The organism is Pseudomonas sp. TYF_14 (assembly GCF_043105275.1).
In the GTDB taxonomy this organism is placed as follows: Bacteria; Pseudomonadota; Gammaproteobacteria; order Pseudomonadales; family Pseudomonadaceae; genus Aquipseudomonas; species Aquipseudomonas alloputida.
In genome coordinates this window covers 59021-78508 of record NZ_JBICLK010000009.1, presented here as the reverse complement: position 1 = coordinate 78508, position 19488 = coordinate 59021, and the positions used below count along the sequence as shown (strand labels likewise).

The 19488-nt window shown below is 63.3% G+C and carries 16 protein-coding genes; 3 read left to right on the top strand and 13 right to left on the bottom strand.

Annotated features, from left to right (window positions below; all coding sequences use genetic code 11):
* Nucleotides 1–19 precede the first annotated feature (19 nt).
* Both ACF8O8_RS03425 and ACF8O8_RS03420 read left to right on the top strand, forming a co-directional pair.
* The gene (locus ACF8O8_RS03425) at nucleotides 20–1081 is read left to right on the top strand and encodes an HlyD family secretion protein (RefSeq protein ID WP_049587435.1); all 1062 of its coding nucleotides are present in this window, start codon (nucleotides 20–22) and stop codon (nucleotides 1079–1081) included.
* Nucleotides 1078–2532 carry an efflux transporter outer membrane subunit gene (locus ACF8O8_RS03420; RefSeq protein ID WP_392509246.1) on the top strand — a complete coding sequence of 485 codons (1455 nt, stop codon included), beginning with the start codon at nucleotides 1078–1080 and terminating at the stop codon, nucleotides 2530–2532. The genes ACF8O8_RS03425 and ACF8O8_RS03420 overlap by 4 nt, the downstream gene beginning before the upstream one ends.
* A gap of 249 nt (nucleotides 2533–2781) precedes the next feature.
* On the opposite strand, the gene ACF8O8_RS03415 is transcribed toward ACF8O8_RS03420, so the two are convergent.
* Both ACF8O8_RS03415 and ACF8O8_RS03410 read right to left on the bottom strand, forming a co-directional pair.
* Entirely contained in the window at nucleotides 2782–3594 is an 813-nt protein-coding gene (locus ACF8O8_RS03415; RefSeq protein WP_350298593.1) for an SDR family oxidoreductase, read from the bottom strand.
* A gap of 31 nt (nucleotides 3595–3625) precedes the next feature.
* Nucleotides 3626–4090, bottom strand: a complete 465-nt coding sequence (locus ACF8O8_RS03410) for a hypothetical protein (protein ID WP_010952405.1) — start codon at nucleotides 4088–4090, stop codon at nucleotides 3626–3628.
* Nucleotides 4091–4259: 169 nt separating this feature from the next.
* Between ACF8O8_RS03410 and ACF8O8_RS03405 the strand changes: the two genes are divergently transcribed.
* Nucleotides 4260–4712: a hypothetical protein gene (locus ACF8O8_RS03405; protein ID WP_392509245.1), complete on the top strand. Its 453-nt coding sequence runs from the start codon at nucleotides 4260–4262 to the stop codon at nucleotides 4710–4712.
* A 38-nt stretch (nucleotides 4713–4750) separates the two neighbouring features.
* Here the strand turns inward: ACF8O8_RS03405 and ACF8O8_RS03400 are convergent, their stop codons facing one another.
* From ACF8O8_RS03400 to ACF8O8_RS03350, 11 genes are all read right to left on the bottom strand, one after another.
* The gene (locus tag ACF8O8_RS03400; RefSeq protein WP_003251742.1) at nucleotides 4751–6205 is read right to left on the bottom strand and encodes a mannose-1-phosphate guanylyltransferase/mannose-6-phosphate isomerase; all 1455 of its coding nucleotides are present in this window, start codon (nucleotides 6203–6205) and stop codon (nucleotides 4751–4753) included.
* 35 nt (nucleotides 6206–6240) lie between these two features.
* Nucleotides 6241–6888, bottom strand: a complete 648-nt coding sequence (locus ACF8O8_RS03395) for an alginate O-acetyltransferase AlgF (protein ID WP_129932692.1) — start codon at nucleotides 6886–6888, stop codon at nucleotides 6241–6243.
* A 20-nt stretch (nucleotides 6889–6908) separates the two neighbouring features.
* The gene (locus ACF8O8_RS03390; protein WP_392509244.1) at nucleotides 6909–8066 is read right to left on the bottom strand and encodes an alginate O-acetyltransferase; all 1158 of its coding nucleotides are present in this window, start codon (nucleotides 8064–8066) and stop codon (nucleotides 6909–6911) included.
* A gap of 11 nt (nucleotides 8067–8077) precedes the next feature.
* On the bottom strand, nucleotides 8078–9535 hold the full coding sequence (locus tag ACF8O8_RS03385) for an MBOAT family O-acyltransferase (protein WP_392509243.1): 1458 nt from the start codon (nucleotides 9533–9535) through the stop codon (nucleotides 8078–8080).
* 179 nt (nucleotides 9536–9714) lie between these two features.
* On the bottom strand, nucleotides 9715–10818 hold the full coding sequence (locus ACF8O8_RS03380; RefSeq protein WP_392509242.1) for a mannuronate-specific alginate lyase: 1104 nt from the start codon (nucleotides 10816–10818) through the stop codon (nucleotides 9715–9717).
* 8 nt (nucleotides 10819–10826) lie between these two features.
* Nucleotides 10827–12266, bottom strand: a complete 1440-nt coding sequence (locus ACF8O8_RS03375; RefSeq protein WP_274145073.1) for an alginate biosynthesis protein AlgX — start codon at nucleotides 12264–12266, stop codon at nucleotides 10827–10829.
* A gap of 13 nt (nucleotides 12267–12279) precedes the next feature.
* Entirely contained in the window at nucleotides 12280–13839 is a 1560-nt protein-coding gene (algG, locus tag ACF8O8_RS03370) for a mannuronan 5-epimerase AlgG (RefSeq protein ID WP_019752508.1), read from the bottom strand.
* A gap of 22 nt (nucleotides 13840–13861) precedes the next feature.
* Nucleotides 13862–15340: an alginate export family protein gene (locus ACF8O8_RS03365; protein WP_064490718.1), complete on the bottom strand. Its 1479-nt coding sequence runs from the start codon at nucleotides 15338–15340 to the stop codon at nucleotides 13862–13864.
* The gene (gene algK, locus ACF8O8_RS03360) at nucleotides 15337–16770 is read right to left on the bottom strand and encodes an alginate biosynthesis TPR repeat lipoprotein AlgK (RefSeq protein WP_392509241.1); all 1434 of its coding nucleotides are present in this window, start codon (nucleotides 16768–16770) and stop codon (nucleotides 15337–15339) included. Before algK ends, ACF8O8_RS03365 begins: the two co-directional genes overlap by 4 nt.
* Before the next feature lie 10 nt (nucleotides 16771–16780).
* Nucleotides 16781–17947 carry a PilZ domain-containing protein gene (locus ACF8O8_RS03355; RefSeq protein WP_392509240.1) on the bottom strand — a complete coding sequence of 389 codons (1167 nt, stop codon included), beginning with the start codon at nucleotides 17945–17947 and terminating at the stop codon, nucleotides 16781–16783.
* A gap of 37 nt (nucleotides 17948–17984) precedes the next feature.
* Entirely contained in the window at nucleotides 17985–19466 is a 1482-nt protein-coding gene (locus ACF8O8_RS03350) for a glycosyltransferase family 2 protein (RefSeq protein ID WP_003251762.1), read from the bottom strand.
* Nucleotides 19467–19488: the final 22 nt, after the last annotated feature.

The window sequence follows — 19488 nt, the reverse complement described above, 5'->3', positions numbered from 1 at the left end:
GATTTCGAGAACCATTGAAATGACCAACAACCGCAAAACCCTTTTCATCGGCTCGGTGCTGGCCGTGGCCGTCCTGGCCGGCATCGTCGGCCCCTGGATGTTTGGCAGCGATCACCGCCAGAGCACCAATGACGCCTATGTGACCGCCGACTACACCGTGGTCGCGCCCAAAGTCGCCGGTTTCATCAAGCAAGTGCTGGTGGAAGACAATCAGCAGGTCACAGCTGGCCAGTTGCTGGCGACCATCGACGCGCGTGACTACCAGGCCGCGCTGGATGCTGCGCAGGCGCAGTTGCTGGTAGCCCAGGCACAAAGCGCCGATGCCCGCGCCACGCTTGAACGCCAGGACGCGCTGATTGCCCAGGCCGAAGCGGCAGTGAAGGCGGCCCAGGCTGAGGTGGCGTTCGCCGACCATGAAGTCAATCGCTACAGCCGCCTTGCCGAGCAGGGCGCGGGTACCGTGCAGAACGCCCAGCAGGCGCGCAGCGCTGTCGATCAAGCCCGTGCTCGCCTGGCCAACGCTCAAGCTGCGCGGGTGGCGGCGCGCAAGCAGGTGGACATCCTCACGGCTCAAGTGGCCAGCGCCGATGGCCAGCTCAAGCGTGCCGAAGCAGGCCTGGAAAAGGCCCAGCTCGATCTGTCCTACACCCGCATCACAGCGCCGGTGGACGGTATGGTCGGCGAACGCGCCCTGCGCGTGGGGGCCTACGTCAACCCGGGCGCTCGCCTGCTGTCGGTGGTGCCGTTGCAGCAGGCCTATGTGGTCGGCAACTTCCAGGAAACCCAGCTGACCCACGTACAGCCGGGCCAGCCGGTGCGCATCAGCGTCGACACCTTCTCCGGCGAAACCCTGCAAGGCCATGTGCAAAGCATTGCCCCGGCTACCGGCGTCACCTTCGCCGCAGTCAAGCCAGACAACGCCACCGGCAACTTCACCAAGGTGGTGCAGCGCATTCCGGTCAAGATCGTTCTCGATGATGGCCAGCCACTGCTCACCCGCCTGCGTGTGGGCATGTCGGTCGAAGCCACCATCGACACGCGTGGCGACAAGCTGGACGGCAAAGAGGTAAGCGCGCGATGAAACCGGGATTACGCTTGAGCCCTTTGCTGCTGGCTGTGCTGCTGACCGGTTGCACCCTGGGCCCGGATTTCCAGCGCCCAGATAGCCAGGCCCCGCAGCAGTGGGCGCCGCTGCAAGGCGAGGCAGCGGCCAGTCAGCCGCAGGCCGAACCGCTTGAACTGCGCTGGTGGGAAACGTTCCACGATGCCCGCCTGAGCGCGTTGATCCAGCGCGTTGCCGAACGCAACCTCGACCTGCAGATGGCCAGCGCGCGGTTGCTGCAAAGCCGTGCCCTGCGCAGTACCTTGGCTGCCGACGAAGTACCGTCGGTGGACGTGAACGCCGGTTACAGCCGTGCTCGTAACAGCGCCGATGGTTTGAGCGATCCGTCCGGCAAGGCCGGGAAAGAAGCCTTCAACCTCTGGCAGGGCGACCTGGTGGCCGGTTGGGAACTGGATCTGTGGGGCCGTGTGCGGCGTCAGGTCGAGGCTGCCGATGCCACGGTCGAAGTGGCCGAGAATGACCGCCGCGGTGTGCTGCTGGCACTGCTTTCGGAAACCGCCGGCAATTACATCCAGCTGCGTGCCGTGCAGCACACCCTCGATGTGACGCAGGATAACCTCAGGGTCGCCCGGCACAGCCTGAAGCTGTCCCAGGACCGCCAGGCCGAAGGCGTTGCCACGCGCCTGGATGTGGCCCAGGCCAGCGCCCAGGTCGCGTCTATCGAGTCGCGCCTGCCAAGCCTGGAAGCGCAGCGTGATGACCTGATCAATGCCCTCAGCCTGCTCGCTGCCGAGCCGCCGCGCAGTCTCCAGGCCGAATTGCTGCAAGGCGGCGAGCTGCCTGCGCCGCAGCAGAAGTTTGCCATCGGCTTGCCGTCTGAACTGGCCGAGCGCCGCCCGGACATCCGCCAGGCCGAGGCCCGCCTGCATGCTGCCACCGCCAGCATTGGCGTGGCCAAGGCGGATTTCTACCCCAGCATTCGCCTGTCGGGCAGTGTCGGCTTCCAGGCGATGCAGCTGTCGGATTTCGGTGGCTGGGATTCGCGCCGGTTCGCCTTCGGTCCACAGATGTCGCTGCCGATTTTCGAAGGCGGCCGGCTCAAGGGCACCTTGGAACTGCGCGAGGCGCAACAGCAGGAAGCCGCGCTGAACTATCGCAAGGTGGTGCTGGGGGCCTGGCATGAAATTGACGATGTGCTACGCCTGTACAACGCCAGTCAGTTGCGCCGTGATCACCTTGCCGAGGCCGTGCGGCAAAACCGTATCGCCCTGGAAACCGCCCAGCGCCAGTATGTGGAAGGGGCGGTGGACTTTCTCAATGTGCTGACGGTGCAAGGTGCGCTGCTGGCCAGCGAGGAGCAATGGATCGACAGCTCGGCCGCGGTGTCGCAGGCGCTGGTGGGGCTGTACAAGGCGCTGGGTGGAGGCTGGCAGGCGTTTGATGAGCAGCCGCAGAATGCTCACGGTTAGAGAGGACGCGCAGTATCTGGAGGGCGGGGTACTGCGGTCCATGGCATGATGCTTTACAGCCTGTACTGGCCTCTTCGCGGGTAAACCCGCTCCTACACGACGGCCTGTGTCCAACCGCCGATGTGTGTCCACCACCAATCTGTGTAGGAGCGGGTTTACCCGCGAATACGGTAGCGGCGGCAACGGTGAACGGCGGGTGAAAATTGGCCCGCAGGCCCGGCCCTTTCGCGGGTACAGGCAGGCGATCACTCAGAGCGGGCGCACCAGGCCAAAGCGCTTGCGCAGCACCCAGTCCAGCAACCGCCGCGGCAGCAACCGTGCCATCAGCGGCAAGGCTGTACTGCCATTCCCCAAACGTACCACCGCGGGCGCCGGCGACTTGCCGACGGCTGCCAGCACGCCTTGGGCAAATACCGCCGCCGACGTTGGCTTGTCCTGCGATGCCCGCGCCCGCGCCTGCACATGCTCACGCAAAGGCCACCACGCCGAGTCTGCCGCCAGCACCTGCTCGGCCTGGCGCTGGGCATTGCTGGCGAACTGCGAGGCGATTGCGCCCGGCTGTACTTCCATTACCCGTACACCGAACGGCGCCAGTTCCAGGCGCAAGGCATCGCTCAGGGCATGCACAGCCGCCTTCGAGGCGCAGTACGCGCCAGCGAATGGCGTGACCAGCACGCCCGATACACTGCCGATATTCACCACCAGGCCGCGTGAGCGGCGTAGCAGCGGGAACAGCGCCCGGGTAACGCCGACCACGGCGAAGACGTTGGTTTCGAATTGCTGGCGCAGGGCGTCGACGCCACCATCGAGCAGTGGACCCATGGCGCCGTAGCCGGCGTTGTTGATCAGGATATCGAGGGTATCAAGTTCCTCTGCCAGGCGGGCCAGCGCCTCGCCATCGTTTACATCCAGCTGCCGAGCCGTGTAGCCGGCGGCACTCAGTTTCTCGACATCCTCAGGCTTGCGGGCGGTGGCCCAGACATGGTGGCCGGCATCGCGGAAGGCGTCGGCCAGGGCGCGGCCGATGCCGCTGGAACAACCGGTGATCAGGACGGTGGGCATGGTAGGGGCCTGTTGTCATGGAGGAAACACATCAATTGGCAAACGTACCTTGCAGGTGCTCGGCTCGGAATTCCAGGGTCTGCGGCCGATAGCCGGAACGCAGCGGCGGCAATGGCAGGCAGTCTTGCCACTCGGCCCCCGGCTGCAATTCACCTGGCCCGCGGTATCGCGGGGCGTTGTAGGTGTTCTCGGCCAGGTTCACGGTATCGCCCGGTGCGTACGCCGCCACGCGCCAGCGCAGTTCGGTCAGCGGCACGTCGTTGCCGTTCTTCATGCGTACCTGCAAGGCACGGTCGGCGGGACAGTGTTCGGGGGCGTAGGTCAGACGCAGGTCCAGGCGCGCCAGTCGACTGCTTTCCCGGCTGTCTTGCCAGACCACGAACAAGGCCACCAGGCCCAGGCCACACACAGCCGCCAGGGAGATGGGAAGAGCCTTGGCTGGGTAACGCAACAACAACACCAGCCAGGTGAGGATCAGCAGGGCACCGATCAGCATCGCGTTATCGCCTCATTCGCGCGCAGGGATGGCTACAGCCTACCTAAAACCCAGCAGTCAGGTAACCGGTGAGCAACCGTGCCAGAAGCCAGACCTGGCAATACTGCGAGTAGTGGAAAGGGTACATCCATTCTAGATTCCGCCATGCCTATTCAAAAGGAGTATGGCCATGAGTGGCACATCGGTTGAGCGAAAGCCTGTGCAAGAAATGAAAAAAACGCCTGCCAAGGGCAACGTTACGGCTTTCATCAGCCTTGCGGGTCAAAAGGAGGATTTCGTTTCCGAGGGGGTGGACTACGGGAGCGCCGAAAAATCAGCGTGGTTGTACGCGTACAAGGGGCAGGCCGAAGATGCGGACGTCTACATTGACTTCGATCTGGAACTACAGGAGGGCGTGCGGGATGTCGTTATCGGGGGTGAGGCGAACCGGGCGCTTGTTCACAAGCGCGGCACAACCTATGGCGGCTATGCGAAATCCGGACGTATCCGGAAACTCGAGATAACTGCCACGAGCATCAGGGCTGAATCCTTCGAATTTGAAGGGGAGGATGATTTGCAGCGACCTTTCAGGGTGGTGGGTGGCCCATTCGACATCTCCGTCATAGCCCCGACCCTTGAATGAGCAGCTCGCCCCTGGTCAGCCCAGGGGCGAGCCAGCATTTACTGCGCGATGGTCTTCACCGAAACGCCGCGCTCGATGGGTGTGGACGTGCGCCCATACACATCCTCGAAGCGCTCGATGTCATCCTCGCCCAGGTAGCTGCCGGACTGCACCTCGATGATCTCCAGCGGGATCTTGCCCGGGTTGCGCAAACGGTGCACCGAAGCGATGGGGATGTAGGTCGACTGGTTTTCGGTCAGCAAGAACACGTTCTCGTCGCAGGTCACCTCGGCGGTACCGGATACCACGATCCAGTGTTCGGCGCGGTGGTGGTGCATCTGCAGCGAGAGGCTGGCGCCCGGCTTGACGGTGATGTGCTTGACCTGGAAGCGGCCGCCCATGTCCACCGAGTCGTACGAGCCCCACGGGCGATACACTTCCAGGTGGTTCTGGGTTTCCGTGCGGCCCTGTTCGTCGAGGGTCTTGACCATCTGCTTGACGCCCTGGACCTTGTCCTTGTGGGCAATCATCATGGCATCCTTGGTCTCGACCACCACGATGTTCTCCAGGCCGATCACCGACACCAGTTTGCCGTTGCCGTGGATCATGCAGTTGCGGCTGTCTTGAACCACCACGTCGCCCTTGGTGACGTTGCCGTTGTCGTCTTTCTCGTGCACTTCCCACAGCGACGACCAGCAGCCTACATCGCTCCAGCCGGCCGACATCGGCACCACGCAGGCACGCTGGGTTTTCTCCATCACCGCATAGTCAATGGAGTTGTCCGGGCAGCAGGCGAAGGTGGCTTCGTCGATGCTCAGTACATCGCCGTCTTCCTGGCTGCGCTCCAGGGCCAGTACGCAGGTGTCGTAGATGTCGCCGTCGTGCTTTTTCAGCTCTTCGAGGAAGCGGCTGGCGCGGAACAGGAACATACCGCTGTTCCAGAAGTAACCACCGGCCTGGACGAACTCGGCCGCGCGTTTCTCGTCGGGCTTCTCGACGAACTGCGCAACCCGCGCCACGCCTTCGGGCAGCAGCGCATCCTGGCTGGAACGGATGTAGCCGTAGCCGGTTTCCGGCTTGGTCGCCGGCACGCCGAACAGCACCATCTCGCCACGCTCGGCGGCCACGGTGGCCAAGGCCAAGGCACGTTGCAGGGCTTTCTGGTCATCGATCACATGATCGGCAGGCAGCACCAGCATCAGCTCGTCGCGGCCTTCGTTGACCAGCTTCATGGCAGCCATGGCCACGGCCGGCGCGGTGTTGCGGCCGAACGGTTCCATGAGGATGCCTTGGGTTTCCAGCTTCAGTGCGGCCAGTTGCTCCTGGACGATGAACTTGTGGTCCTTGTTACAGACCACGATCGGGGTGTCCATGCCCTCGAATACAAGGCGCTCGATGGTTTGCTGGAACAGCGTGTGTTCACCGGTCAGGGCCAGGAACTGTTTGGGAAACTGCTTGCGCGACAGAGGCCACAGACGGGAACCGCTACCACCAGAAAGAATTACCGGGATCATCATGTTTCTCCAATAGTCGTTGAGAGGCAGGGGAATCAGTTGCTAGCCACGGGGCGAGTTACCCACACCGGCGACAAGGCGTTGCCGGAACCCGTTACGTACAGCACTGCGGCTTCGCCGCGCTCCAGGGCGACGGGTTTCACGTCACCCACTTTCTTGTCTCCTTGGTACAGCGCCAGGTTGACCTTGACCGGGTTGATTTCGCGTTCGCCACGGCCGTTGGCGGCCACCGGCTTGACCACTTCGGTCTTGCCGTCGGCGGTTTTCAGGGTCAGTTGCTGGTCGCTCAGGTTCTGCACGCGCACCAGGGCTTTCTGCTTGTTCTTGAACGGTGGTTCTTCGATCAGTTTCGGGGTGCCGCTGTTGCTGTTGACCAGGGTGTAGTACTTGTCCGAGGCCAGCTTGACCGGCACGCTCTTGCCGCCGACCTGGGCTGTGTAGTCGCCGCCTGGCAGGAAGCTGAAGTCGCTGCTGGCCTGTGCGCCAACCTGTTTGATCTGGGTGTTGCCGACCGACGCGGCGGCCGGTGCGCTGGTCGCGTTGTACAGGCGTACGAAGGTCGAGCCTTTCGGCGCGCTTGGGCCATACAGTGCGGCGTCGGCACCAGCGAAGGCCTGCATCGAAGCAAGGGAAAGGCCGGCCGCGAGGGTGAGGGCTTTGGCAATGGAAGTCTTGGTAGTCATGTGCGTTTCCTCTCTATCAGTCAGTGGTCTGTCCGGGTGGACGACAAGGCCAGGTTTTCTTCGGATTTACGGGAGTTTTTCAGCTGCGCGATCCACTGCGGATCGAAGCTGCTGAGGTCGTTTTTCATTGGCAGATAACGTTCGGGGAATTCCCACACCACCACTTGTGGTGCGGCGTTCTTGAAGGCATCGCTTTGCAGGTACTTGAGCATCGGCAGCAGCGGGCCATGGCCGTCTTCGGCGTAGTTGGCGACGTCGCTGCGCAGGGCCTGCTGCAGCGCGCCAAGGAAGTTCCAGTGCGGGTTGGCGCTGTAGCTGGTGCCTACCAGTGCAACCGGGATCTGCTTGTCGGCGAACAACGCGTCGCCGGCGTCACCCTCGGCATCGACCGGCCGGGTGGTGCGTTTCTGCAGGTTGTCCGGGGCCGGCAGCAGGTTGCTGAACAAGGGGTCCAGTGGCAGGAAGTTGGTCAGGTCGCCCTTGTAGGGGGCGGTGTTGCCGGCTTCGGTGATGAAGGCTTGTGGGGCGCCATTGAGCAGGCTCTGGCGGCTGACCGCTTCGGCCAGCGCCTGCGCCGCCACTTCGGCACCCATGGGCGTCCAGTGGGTATCGGTACGCAGGAATACCTGGCCGCGGGCCTTGGCCTGCTCCATCGGTGCCATCAGGTCCGGTGCGAACACGTTGGCCTGGCGTGCCTGGGCATGGAACTGGTTGTACAGGTCGTCATGCAGGCTGGCAGGCCGCTCTTTGCCCAGGTACTCGGTGTAGACCCGTGCCTTGGCCGGCACGATCGCCAGCACCAGCTGGCTACCGTGTTGCTGCAGGGTGTCGCGTACGCCACGGATCAGTGCCAGGTTTTCCTGCATCAATTGCTCGGCACCGGCGGTGGGCTTGAACTCTTCGTCGCTGAACAACCACTGGTCGCGGCCCAGTACCACACCTGGGCGGCCTTCGTTGAACAGCTTGAAGTCCATGGCCGCCCACAGGTTGGTGCCCAGGCGCTTGACCGGGAATTCGGCGTCGTAGTGGGTCTCGGCGGCCTTGGCCAGCTTGCCGTTGAGCAGGGTCATCTGCTCGGTGCGCTGGAAACTCTGCAGGCCACCGGTGGACCAGGCGCCCATGCCGACCAGCAGGCCGAGGAACGACAGGGAGTAGGTGATGCGTAATGTCCGGGTCATGGTCATCAACCTCAGAACTGGAAGTAAAGGAACGGCGAGTAGCTTTGCGCCGAAAGCTTGAGGATCGAGGCGACGAACAGCAGCAGGATCAGTGCGCGGGTCATCACCCGGGTCCAGTCCAGGCCGATCGAGCCGTCAGCGTTGACCTGCACCGGGGTCGCCTTGGGCGTCGGCCTGGCATTGCGGTAGAAGTCGCGCAGGCCGAAGAACGCCAGGGTGAGGTAGGCGATGACCAGGGTGGCCACCTGCAGACCGGTGAGCTGGGCGCGGTTGAGCTCCGACAGCTGCCAGTCGCCGAAGCTGAACATGGCGCCGTACATACGGGCGGCCACATGCAGGTTTTCGGCGCGGAAGATCACCCAGCCGACCACCACCAGCAGGAAGGTGAAGGCCCACTTCACCGGGTTGAAGCGCTGCGGGTTGGTGTCGAGGCCCAACGCGCGCTCGATGGCCAGCCACATGCCGTGCCAGGCGCCCCAGATGATGTAGGTGAAGTTTGCACCGTGCCACAGGCCGCCCAGCAGCATGGTCAGGAACAGGTTGCGGTAGGTATTGAAGGTGCCTTTGCGGTTACCGCCCAGGGTGATGTACAGATAGTCGCGCAGCCAGGTCGACAGGCTGATATGCCAGCGCCGCCAGAACTCGGTGATCGACTGGCTGATATAGGGCTGCTTGAAGTTTTCCATGAAGCGGAAGCCCATCATCAGGCCCAGGCCGATGGCCATGTCGCTGTAGCCGCTGAAGTCGAAGTACAGCTGTGCGGTGTAGGCCAGGGCGCCGAGCCAGGCATCGCCCGTGGTGGGGGTTTGCAGGGCGAAGCAGTGGTCGGCGACCACGGCCAGGGTGTCGGCGATGAACACTTTCTTGATGAAGCCCTGCATGAAGCGGGTGCAGCCTTCGGAGAACTTGTCCAGGGTGTGGGTGCGGTTGTTGAACTGGTCGACCAAATCCTTGAAGCGCAGCACGGGGCCTGCGATCAGGTGCGGGAAAATCGCCACGAACGCTGCGAAGTCGATCAGGTTGCGGGTAGCCGGGGTGTCACCGCGGTATACGTCGATGATGTAGCTGATCGACTCGAAGATGTAGAACGAGATACCGATCGGCAGCAGCACGTGGGTCAGAATGAATGGCTCCAGGCCAAACGACGTCATGATCGCGTTCAGGCTGTCGACGCCGAAGTTGGCGTACTTGAAGTAGCCGAGGATTGCCAGGTCGACACCCACGCCGAGCAGCAGCCAGCGCTGCGCAGGCTTGGTGCGCACACCGGCGGCACCGACTTTCAGGCCGATCCAGTAGTTCCACAGGGTGACGCCGGCGAACAGTGCCAGGAAGTCCACCCGCCACCAGGCGTAGAAGATGTAGCTGGCGACCAGCAGCAGCAGGTTGCGATAACGTTGCCCGCTCAAGTAGTACAGGCCGAGGAAGATCGGCAAGAACAGGAACAGGAACACGTTGGACGAGAAGACCATCCCGGTTCTCCTAATTTGTTCACAGCATCCAGGGCAAAGCGCCCCCCAAACCCCCCAGTGCAAGACTGGAAGGCAACTTAGATTCCTGTGGGAGCGGGCAAGCCCTTGCCATGCACCGCGGTGGCTTCTTCGCGGGCATGCCCGCTCCCACAGGTTCCGCCCCCGCAATGGGGGTCAATTCATTTCTTGCTCTCTGCACTCGGGTCGTAGACCCGGGTCACATCGCCCCCCAGCCGGAAGCTGTTGAACGGCTGCATGTCGTGCTTGCGCTCAAGCGTGTCGCCGACACAGTGGTACAGCGCACACCAGGGCTCGAGCCAGGAGTACTTGCTGTCAACCTTGAGGTCGGTCATGTCCTGTTTCTTGCCCGCCCGCGCCTTGAAGTGGCTGGGGTCGCGGGCGCCGGCCAGCACGCCTTCACCCAGGCGCTGCAAGGCGAAGTTGTTCTCGGCGCGCAGGTCGACGCCATTGGCCTGGGCGAAGCTGGCAATCATCGCCAGCGGCGGCAAGGCGTAGTTGTGATAGGCCAGCGCGCGCTGCTTGCGCTTGATTTCGTTGGGCAGGAAGCCCTGGTCATCCACCTGGTTGGCGCCGACCTTGTATTCCTTCACGGCCCAGTCGAACAGGTCGCGACGGTCGGTGGCGACGGCGGTAGCCATGACCGACCAGGCCGCCCAGTAGCTGTGGTTGTTTATCTTCTCCAGCGGCAGGTCGCTCCAGTCACGCACAGTCTGCTCGGCCAGGCGGGTGAGCCATTTTTCGATCAGGTCGGCCTCGGCCTGATGTGCCGCCAGCGGCTGCGAGTTGGAGAATTTCAGCCGCAACCATGAACCGCTCATGCTGCCCAGCGCCCATTTGCGCATCGACTTGCCGGTATGGTTGTAGTCGGTGGACAGCAGTGCACCGGCACGTGCCCAGGTGCCCAGCCACGTCAGGGTGCAGTCGAGTTGCGCCGGGCGGCCGTCGCGCATGTACTGGCCGACCATCTTGCTCACGCCCTTCTCCAGCGTGGTGATGTCTTCGGTCGACTTGCGAAAGGCTTTTTTCGAGGCAGCGTTGAGCGTTGCCCGAGCCTTGTCCGAGCCTTCGTACTTGCTGCGAAACTGAAGCGGGCCTGTGTATGGCTTGGGCGCCGCTTCGCAGCGGAAATTACCATCACCGGTCTTGAGCTTTTCGATCCCCTGGTAGTAACCCTGCGGCGGTACCAGCGCGGCGTGCGCGGCACCACCAAACAAGGCCAACGCGAGCAGGGCGGGGCTGGAAATTCGTTTGAAAAGGGTCATGGGTCGCCTCACTGGCCTGCCTGCGCGGTCTGCGCAGGCACGGCGAAGTTGTTGCGTTTGCAGAGCTTGGCTTCGACCTTCTGGGTGCCGCTTTCCGGCCCCTGTACCTCGAACGCGAGCAGGCGCTGGCTGGCCCAGTCCTCGTCTTCGCGCATCTGGAAGACGAAGCGGCCGTCGGTGTCGGAGGTTTCCGGTTTTTCCAGCTTGATGTCCTCGTGGCGGCCGTTGAGGTACCAGAGGGTGGCCTGCAACACCTTCACCGAGGGATCTTCGAACTTGACGTCCATCTGCAGGTTGCGGTTGATCAGGTCTTTGATCACGCCGCCCTTGCCGTTGACCATCAGCTCGTTCTTGCCAGGCTTGAGGGTGGTGCTGGCGCTCATCAGGGCTGGGCGGTCGTCGCAGCCGTCGTCGAGCAGGCCAAGGATTTGCCGCCAGATGGTTTCCTGGTCCAGGCGGTACAGCGGGGAGAATTCCCAGATCAGGATCTTCGGCGGGTTCTTCTGGAATTCCTCGCTGCCCAGGTACTGGATCATCGACCCTTCCAGGCCACCGCCTGGGAAGGCGACGTTGAGCACGTCGGCGCCGATGTATTGCTCGAGGAAGCCCGAGAAGTTGTAGTTCTTGCCGCTGTGGCTGGTACCGACCAGGGTGATCTGCGCATTGCCGCTGTCACCGAACAGGTCGTCGCCACCGCTCGCGCCTTTCGGCTCGGTGGCGAACTGGTCCATGTACTGGACGGCGTAGCTGGTGCCGCACAGTTGGCCGGCAACGTTGTGCAGGGTGCCGGTCTTGCCCATGCGCCCGGACTTCTTGGTCTCGAATTCCTTGCGCGGGATGCCTTCGAAGGCCGGCATCTTGTGTACGGTGTCGGCCACGATCTTCGCCGCGCGCTCGGCACCGTACGGCGTCCAGTGCTGGTCGCCACGGAAGTAGAAGTCCTTGCCCTGGTCAGCGGCGGCCAGTTGCTCGTTGGTCAGCGGTGACAGGTCGGGCACGTTGTAACCCATGCTGGCGAAGCGCTTGAGCATGGCCTGGTAGTTGCCCAGGGCCTTCTGGTAGTCGAAGGCGGCTTTTTCGGCCGGGTTGAGCATGTTGCGGTTCACCAGGCCACGGGTCGGCTGGTACACCACCACCAGTTCCACACCACGCTTCTTGAACGCGTCGTGCACTTGCTGCAGGCGTTTGTAGCCGGCCGGGGTGGTGTTGAACTCGGTGCGCAGGTCTTCGCGGGTGCGGAACAGCCAGTCGCCCTGGGCCTGCACCAGCGTGGTGAAGTTTTGCTGATAGCGGGTGGTGTAGCGGCTTGCATCGTGCGCTTCAGGGCACAACTGGCAGCAGGGCTCGGCGCTGAAGGTCGGGGCCTTGACGTCTTCGGCGCGCACGCCCTGGCTGATTGCCAGAAGGGCGGCGGACAGGCCCAGCAGTTTCATCAGGTGTGGAGTCATGGTCTGGGCTTCCTTAATCGATCATTTCGGTCTGGCGTTCGACCGGGTCGATCAGCACAGCCTTCTGCTGGCGTACCAGCAGGTCGAGGATTTCGTCCTGGCGCTCGCCCAGCACACCATTGAGGCTGATGCCGCTGGCCTTGCGCGGGGCGAGCATGGACACCTTGTACAGCTCGACCGACAGCGGCGAGTCGATCGACAGCGGGCCGGAGCCGTTGGCCGACAGCTCGCCACCTACCACGATCAGCGACACCTTGGTGTCGAACGGGTCGAGGGCGATGTCGCGGTCGGTGTCGGACAGGTCCTTGATGTGGCCGTATACGCCGACCAGGCCGTTGGCCATGGCGACGTTTTCATACAGGCGGATGTTCACGCTGTTACGCACGCGGATGCCGTGGCGGCGGTTGTTGACCAGCTTGTTGCCCCAGATCAGGTTGTCGCCGCTTTCGTACAGGGTGATGCCGTCGGTGTGGTTGCGGTAGATCTCGTTGTAGGCCACCAGGTTGTTGACGCTGTTACGGTCGATCACCACGCCCGAGAGCTTGTTGTCGTAGCTCTTGTTGTTGATGATCCAGCTGTCGTTGACCTCACGCGAAACGATGATGCCGTGCTTCTTCTTGGTGCCGTACACCGTGTTGCCGGCGATGATCAGGCGATGCGAACGGTCGTGTGGGTCGATGCCGTAGACGATGTTGTCGCGGTAGGTACTGTCCTTGATCACGAAGTCCTGGGTTTCGTAGCAGTAGAAGCCGTACCACATGTCGCTGAACTCCGAACCGATGATCCAGCCGGTGGGCTCCGGGCGGCCCATGCGCTTGGCCATGTTCGGCGTGTACTGCGAGATGCTCACGCCATACGACTTGGACTTGGCGTAGCCGAAGCTGGCCATCTTCGTATTGACGATGTAGGTCTCGGTGCCGCCCCACGACAGCAGGAACGGGCGGAATTCCTTGGGCGAGCGGAAGGTCGCCGGGCCGTTGTCCTTTTCCCGCCAGCCGGTCACCTGGGTGTCGGTTACGAACAGCTTGCCGTCATTGACCAGAAATGCGCCGCCCTCCTGGGACAGGCGCAGCTGTTTGACCTTGCCGTCGATCTCGAGGATGCCCTTTTGCCCGACCACGATCGGCAGGCGTGCCAGGTAAACCCCGGGCTCGACTTCGCTGAAGTACTGTTTGGGTACCTTCTTGCTCAACTCGGTCAGGTCGACATGGCCGTCATCGACGAAGATCGCCTGCGGGATGCCGTGCTGGCGCTGCACCCACTCGGCGGCTTTGTTGTCGCCGCCGACGAACTCCTTGAGGGTGTCCTCCTGGAACATACGGCGCAGGCTGACCTTGCCCTTGTGGCGGCGGTCGATTTTCTTCTGCACCGCCTCGGCCGTGAAACCGGTCAGGTCGGGCAGCTTTGGCGGGTCCATCTGCAGCGGCTCGATCGGTGCGCTGGCCACCGTATAGGTCTTGGCCTGCTGCAGCTCCTTGGCGACCACCTGGGGTTCTGCGGCAGTGGCCAGGCCGCTTGCCAGCAGCAAGGCACTGGCCAACAGGCTGTGACGTAAGTGCGGGTGAAGGTTCATCACGGTCAGTCCCCTACCGGCCTCAGAAGCGCCAGATGACGTCGACGAAGGCGCGGTGCATGTACGAGTCCGTTTCCTTGCCGTAGGCGTCGCCCGGCTTGAATACACCGGCACGCAGGCGCACCAGGGCTGACGGCTCGTCGATTGCCTGGCTCATCGAAGCCGGCAGCAGGCCTTGCTTGAAGTACTTGGTCACGACCACGTCCATTTCCTGGCCAAGGTCCTTCTCGCCGTCGACCAGCTGACGGTTCACGCCGTTGTCGTCGACCACCGCGTTGATGCCGCTGGAGCCAATGTTCTGGTTGCCATCGACCCGCCAGAATTTGTGGTAGATCAGGCTGGCGTCGTAGTCGTCGCGCAGCTGCCACGAAGCGAACAGGGTGGCGGCCTGCAGGTTGCCCAGTTCGCCGCGGAACGCTTCGCCGAAGCGGTGCACGCGCGAGCGGGTGCCGGTGAAGTTGGAGCGGTTGCTCTCCAGGCCGGTCTGCTCGAAGTTGTTCGAGCCGTCATCGCCGCCGCCGCCGCTACCGCGGGCGTACGCAGCGCCGACCTGCCATTGCGGGTCCAGGCGCAGGCGGATACCGAGGTCGGTTGCCCAGGCGTTGACGTCACCGCTCTGCTTGCCGGTGGCGACCTGGTCGTCACCCACCTGCTGGGTGCTCAGCTTGTCGCGGTCACCGGTCAGCCAGGTGACGCTGCCCCAGTAATTCACGGTGTGGTCGTTGCGCCAGTTGTAGGCGTCGCTGTTGGCCTCCAGACCCAGCCAGGTGAGGTCGCCAGTGCGGGTCTTGTCCAGCGCGTCGACCGTTTCGCCGGGGCTCTTCAGGCTGCCGCTGTCATGTGTGTGGTGAGCGCGCAGGCCAACCCAGTGGCCAGGGGTCCACTGTGTGGCGACGTTGCCGTAGATGTGGGTGCGGTCCTTGTCTTCCGGCGCCAGTTCGGTGAGATCGGTGCGGTATTCGCTGAATCGCTGGGCGACGCCCAGGTCGGCCTTGAGCAAGGTGGTATCGAAGGTCCAGTTCAGCGCTTCGATGTTGGTATCGCGCCACATGCCATCGTCACTGCGCAGGCGCTGGCGACCGAAGCGCAGTTGCTCGCCGGGGTAGGCGGTAAGGCCGCTGTAGCCGACCCAGAACTCGCGCATGGCCAGGTAGCTTTTGTCTGGTTGACGGCTGTCGTCGCCGGTGTCGGTGCTGGTGCCGTCGTCGTTCTGGCGCAAGGTGTCGGTTTCGATGGTGTCGGTCGCAGCGACCGCCTGGCCCATGGCGTAGGCACTCCAGTTACCGCGCTCGCCATACACCCACGGGCGCAGATCCAGGCCCAGGCCGTTGACGTCGCCGCCAGAGCGGGTGCCGAGGTCACGGTCGTCTTCCGACTGGCCGGTGATTTTCACGTCCAGGCCGAAGTTTTTTTCAGCGGTCATTTCCGCCAGGGTCGGGCAGGACCACAGCAGGGCGAAGCTCAGGCCGATGCCAGCTTTCACGAAGGGATTGAGCGTCATAGCGAGTCCTCACCGTCTACTTCTTTTTCGTCGTCTTGCAGGGCTTCGAGGGCCAGGGTGCTGTTCGCGCCCTGCGCCATGCTGCCGCGTGCACGCTTTTCCTGGTCCAGCAGTTGCTGGGCCTGGTTGCGCTGGTCAGGTGTCAGTTGCTGGTCGAGCTGCTGCAGCAGTTCGGCTGATTGCGGCGTCGGGTTGGCCTGCGACAGCTGTGCGAACACCCAGGCGTTGCCCGGTTGCGGGCGGATGCCGTGGCCCTCGCTGAACAGCTGGGCCAGGGCATAGTCGGCGCTGTTCTGCCCGCCACGGGCGGCGGCCAGCAGGTGGTCGACGGCCTTCTGCGGCTCGACATTGCCCAGGTAGCCGCGGCGGTAAAGCTGGCCCAGGTAGTAATGGGCGCTGATCTCACCGGCTTCGGCAGCAGCTTGCAGGTGCTGCTCGGCTTTTTGAGCGTCGGCTGGCAGGGTTTTGCCTTCGTAGTACAGACGGCCCAGCAGCAGTTCGGCGCGGGGTTGTTCAGCTTCGCGGCCTTTGTCGATGTAAGCCATCAACTGGTCGGTGTCGCCCAGTTCGGGGAAGTCGTATACCAGCTGTGCCAGGCTGACCCAGGACGCCGGGTTGGCCGGGGCTACTTGCTCGAGCAGCTCCTTGGCGGTTTTTTCGTCGGTCTGGCCAAGGCTGCGATCGGCCAGCACCCGGGCCACGCTGTCAACCCGGGTGGCCGGTACGGCGCCACGGGCATAGGCGGATTTCAGCTGGCCGAGCAGGGCGGCTTGCTGATCGGCCTGGCCACGTTTCTGGTACACGGTGGCCAGTTCGACGTAGCAGATGTCGGTGGTGTTCAGCGCGGCCTTGCAGATCTTTTCCACTTCACCCAGGTGCTGGTCATAGGTGCCCTGGGTGCGGTACAGCAGCACCTGGGCCAGGCCCGCTTCCGGGTTGCCGGCGGCGCGCCACTGGTCGATCTGCTGCTGCGCGTTGACCTTGGGGAAGCTCTGCGGGTAGCTGAGGTAGAGCATCGCCAGTGGGATCAGGGTGTTGCTTTCGCCTTGACTGGCCGCTTGCTTGAGCAGGGTCTCTGCTTCTTCGCGCTCGGCCTGGGTGCTGTCCGGCTTGGCCACCAGCAGGCGGCCAAGGCGCGCCTGGGCGCGTGGCGATGTGGCGGCTGCAGCGCGATAGGTGGCTTCGGCTTCCTTGATTTGCGAGGGGTCGCGGGTTGCCACCTTGATGTCCGCAAGGCCGACTTGCGCTTCGCTGTAGCCCAGGTCGGCCAGCGCCTTGTAGTTGCGCTCGGCCAATGCCGTGTCACCGCGCTTCATGGCCTCGTTGGCCAGGCGCTGGTCGGGCAGGCCGGCACAGCCGGCCAACGTGATGGCGGCGGCCAGTGCACACAACCCCAGGTTCACGCGGACCTTGTAGGTATCAGAGATCATTGTCCGTCCCTCACAGGCCACGGGCCACGGCTTTGTCGATCAGCCAGTTCAGCGAGGGGCCACGGTCGCTGTTGACCGAGGCCGGGCGGCCGGCCAGTTCGGCGGGCAGGCCGCTGTCTGGCTTGATCTGCACGCGGATGTCGGAGGACAGGTCTTCGCTGTTGAGGCTGGTGCTGCTGACGATCTGACCGGTGCGCACTTCGTCTTCGCCGGCCACCTGGAAGTTGACCCGGGTACCCGGCTTGACCTCGTCGAACTGGCGGTAGCTGAAGCGCGCCTCGACCATCGGGGTGGTGGTGCGTGGGATCAGCTGGAAGATTGGCTGGCCCTTGGCGGCGTACTGGCCGTCGTCCACCAACTGACGCGCGACCACGCAATCGCAGGGGCTGGTGAGGGTGCCGGACAGCTGCTTGCCGAACAGTTCCTCGATCTTCGCCGGCTCCAGCTGTGCGTCTTCAAGGTTGCCCTTGAGCATGTCCAGCATGCTGGTGGTGAAGCTGGCCAGTGGCGCGCCCTTGGCGATCTGCCCACCGCTTTCGACCAGGCTGCTTACGGTACCGTCGCGCGGCATGGTGACGTTGGTGGTTGGCACTGCGACCACACCGGCTTCGGCGTGGCTGACGAAATACATGCCATACAACGATTTGGCGACGAAGCCGAAGGCCGCAACGCCGACCACGAACACGCCCAGTGTGATGGTGACTGCCTTGAAGCGGCCGAAGGCGCTCAGGCCCGACCCACCGTCCTTCTGCTTGCGCGCCTTGGTGAAGTTGTCACGCTGCAGGGTGCTGAGGACGTCGCCGATGCTGATCAGCTCACCCGACAGGTGGCTGGTGATGATGTGCCGCAACGTGGCGATGTCGCGAGGTTCAAGGTTCTGGAACTGCGCACCGATACGGCCATTGTCCGGGTTGTACGAGCGCACCTGGAACTCGATGTCGATCGACAGGCCCAGGTTGTCGACCACGAACTGCAGGCGCCCGCGCAGCACATCGCCCACCGACTGCGGTTGCTTGGCGTGGAAGCTCAGGCCGCCGGCAGAAAGGTCTTCGACCTTGACTTCGTGGACCTGGCGCTGGGCATCCAGGAACCGCAGCTTGGCGGGAATGCGTACCCGGGCGTGTTGGCGCTGGGCTTCGGACTCATGCACGACATTGACGTTCACGGCGGTATTCATGGTGGTTTGTTCCTGTTAGATCCGATCCGGGTTGGGCTCACACGACCATGAACAGCACAGCAACGAAGATGCTGGCAGCCGAGAAGGTCATGGTCCGCGAGGACCAGGTGTTGAACCATTGTTGAAAGCTGGCGAGGTCACGCTTGAGGGCAGTGGGCTGACGCGTCCACGACTGCTTGTCGAGGCGGAAGAACACGTAGATCTTCATCAGCGCGCCGATGATCTGGTTGTAATAGAGAATCAGCGGGTAGGCCGGGCCTACGTTGTGGCCGGAGCACAGCAGCATGATGGTGAGGATCAGGCGGGTAATGCCGATCCACAGCAGGTACACCAGCAAGAAGGCCATGCCGAACTTGAGGCTGGCGATTACCGCCACGGTCAGGCCCAGCAGGCTGGTCCACATCGACACGCGCTGGTCGAACAACACGATGCTGGTGAACAGCCCCAGGCGACGCAGGCCAAGGCCCAATGCCCGTGAGTTCTGCCGCAGGTTGTTGCCGTACCAGCGGTACATCAGCTTGCGGCTGGCCTTGAGGAAGCTTTTTTCCGGCGGATGCTCGACCGTGTTGATGGCGGCGTCCGGCACGTAGAAGGTGTCGTAGCCCAGGCGCATCAGGCTGAACCAGCTGGACTTGTCGTCCCCGGTAAGGAACTTGAAGCGGCCCAGGCGCCAGTGCATCAGCGAGTCGCTTTCGACGTCGGCGATGAACTCGGGGTTGGTCACCACGCTGGCGCGGAACATCGACATGCGCCCGGTCATGGTCAGTACGCGCTTGGACAGGGCCATCGAGCACATGTTGATGTGGCGCTGGGCGAAGCGCAGCTTGTGCCACTCGCTCATGATGTAGCCGCCACGCACTTCGCAGAATTCATTGGTGGTCAGGCCGCCCACATTGGGGAACAGCTTGAACCACGGCACGGTCTTGCGCACCACGCCGTCGGCCAGCACGGTGTCACCGTCGATCACCGCCACCACGGCGTTCTCGTCCGGCAGCATGCGCGAGATGGCGCGGAAGCCGTAGGCCAGGCCATCGCGCTTGCCGGTACCGGCGATACGCACGATGTCCAGCTTCACGTGGGCCGGCGGGTTGTACTTGGCCCACAGGCTCTTCACCAGCAGTTCATCGGACATTTCCACCAGCGAGCAGACCACGGTGGTGGGGAAGCCGCAGTTGATCGCCTCGCGGATCACCGAGCTGTACACCTGGGCGGTGGTCAGCGCTTCGATACGGAAGCTGGTGACCATCAGGTAGACATGCGACGGGTCGGTGGCATTACCCATTTTCTGCACCTTGCGGCGCAGGTACGGGTACACGCCGTAGAGGAAGATCATGCCGCGGATGAAATGGGTGGCGCCCATGGAGTAGCGCCAGATGCCGACTGCGCCGACCAGGAAGATGAAGTGCTTCGACTGCGAGTCGAAGATATCAGCTGGCAGGGCCAGGGCGATCAGCATGAGCAGGCTCATGTAGAGCAGCCACCCGGCGCACTGCAACAGCACTGTCTGGAGCCTTTGCATGTTCAGCATCCGTCGAGAATTC